Raw genomic sequence first — 1,782 nt, forward strand, 5'->3', positions numbered from 1 at the left:
TCCCCTCCGGCCCACCTGGCCATCCCTGGGAGAGCGCAGGCCATCGTGTTCGATTTTCTTGATTCCGGGCAGTACGACCTGCTCGGAGCCTTCTGGGTGACGGTTCAGCTCACCCTCTACTCGGCCGTCGGGTCCCTGGTCTGGGGCACCGTCCTGGCCGGGATGCGGGTCAGCCCGGTCCCGCTGATGCGGGGCTTCGGCACCGCGTACGTCAACCTCGTGCGCAACACCCCGCTGACCCTGCTGATCATCGCCTGTTCGCTGGGCCTCAACCAGACCCTCGGCGTCACGCTCGGCGGCGGCACCTTCAAGGACATCGGCTTCCGGCTCGCGGTCCTGGGTCTGACGGCCTACACGGGCACCTTCGTGTGCGAGGCGCTGCGCTCCGGCATCAACACGGTGCCCGTGGGCCAGGCCGAGGCGGCCCGCGCGCTGGGCCTGAGCTTCCTCCAGGTGCTCACCCTGATCGTGCTCCCCCAGGCCTTCCGGGCGGTCGTCGCCCCGCTCGCCAACGTACTGATCGCCCTCACCAAGAACACCACGGTGGCGGCGACCATCGGCGTGGCCGAAGCGGCCCTGCTGATGAAGGAAATGAACGAGAACGAGGCCGCGCCCTTCGCCGTCTTCGGGGTCTTCGCCCTCGGCTTCGTCCTCCTGACCCTGCCCACCGGCCTGCTGCTGGGCTGGGTGGCCAAGCGAGTGGCGGTGAAGCGATGACCTCCGTGCTGTACGACACCCCCGGCCCCAAGGCCAAGGCACGCAACTGGATCTACACCGGCATCTTCCTCGTGGCGCTCGCGGCCCTCCTGTGGTGGGTGCTGACCTCCCTGGCGGACAAGAACCAGCTCGACGCCGCCAAGTGGAGCCCCTTCTTCACCGACGGCAAGGTCTGGACGACGTTCCTGCTGCCCGGCCTGGGCGAGACCCTGCGGGCCGGCGCCATCGCCATGGTGATCGCCCTGCCGCTGGGCGCCCTGCTCGGCATCGGACGGCTCTCCGACCACGCGTGGGTGCGGGCTGCCGTGGGCACGTGGGTCGAGTTCTTCCGGGCCATCCCGGTACTGATGCTGATGATCTTCGGCTCCTCGTTCTACGTGCAGTTCACCTCCGTCGCCTCCGACATCCGGCCCCTGTACGCGGTGATCACCGGTCTCGTCCTGTACAACTCCGCGGTCATCGGCGAGATCGTCCGGGCCGGAGTCCAGTCGCTCCCCAGCGGCCAGACCGACGCCGCGAAGGCGATCGGCATGCGCAAGGGCCAGACCATGACGTACGTCCTGCTCCCGCAGGCGGTCACGGCGATGCTGCCGGCACTGGTCAGCCAGCTCGTGGTGATCCTCAAGGACACCGCGCTCGGCGGCGCTCTGCTGGGCCTGGCCGAACTGCTGTCGATGAACCGGCAGATCTCGGCGAACTACAGCAACACCATCGCGGCCCTCGTCGTGATCGCGGTCCTGTACATCGCGGTGAACTTCGCCATCACCACCTTCGCCTCCTGGCTCGAAGGACGGCTGCGGAAGTCGAAGCGGACCACCGACGCGATCGTTCCGGTGACCCAGTTCGACGCGGGCGCGGGCGGCGGCGCGGGCGCCGGCGGCACCATCTGATCGGACGTCCGGGAGGGCATCGGACATGTGGTCGGATCGCCCTCCGGCACCGGGCCTGACAGGCGGTCAGTACACTGGCGGGACACGTGTGGTGGGGGGGGTGGGCTACGCCCCCCCCCGCGGCCATGTGCGGGCCCGCGGCCCGTGACCGCGGCCCCCCCCCGGGGGTTGGTAC

2 protein-coding genes are annotated in these 1,782 nt (G+C 69.5%); both read left to right on the plus strand.

Features of this window, described 5'->3' with window-relative positions:
* Positions 1-45: 45 nt before the first annotated feature.
* Entirely contained in the window at positions 46-717 is a 672-nt protein-coding gene (locus ACWGDE_RS38665; RefSeq protein WP_453393770.1) for an amino acid ABC transporter permease, read from the plus strand.
* Positions 714-1,607, plus strand: a complete 894-nt coding sequence (locus tag ACWGDE_RS38670) for an amino acid ABC transporter permease (RefSeq protein WP_453393769.1) — start codon at positions 714-716, stop codon at positions 1,605-1,607. The genes ACWGDE_RS38665 and ACWGDE_RS38670 overlap by 4 nt, the downstream gene beginning before the upstream one ends.
* Positions 1,608-1,782 lie beyond the last annotated feature (175 nt).

The organism is Streptomyces sp. NPDC054956 (assembly GCF_053609185.1).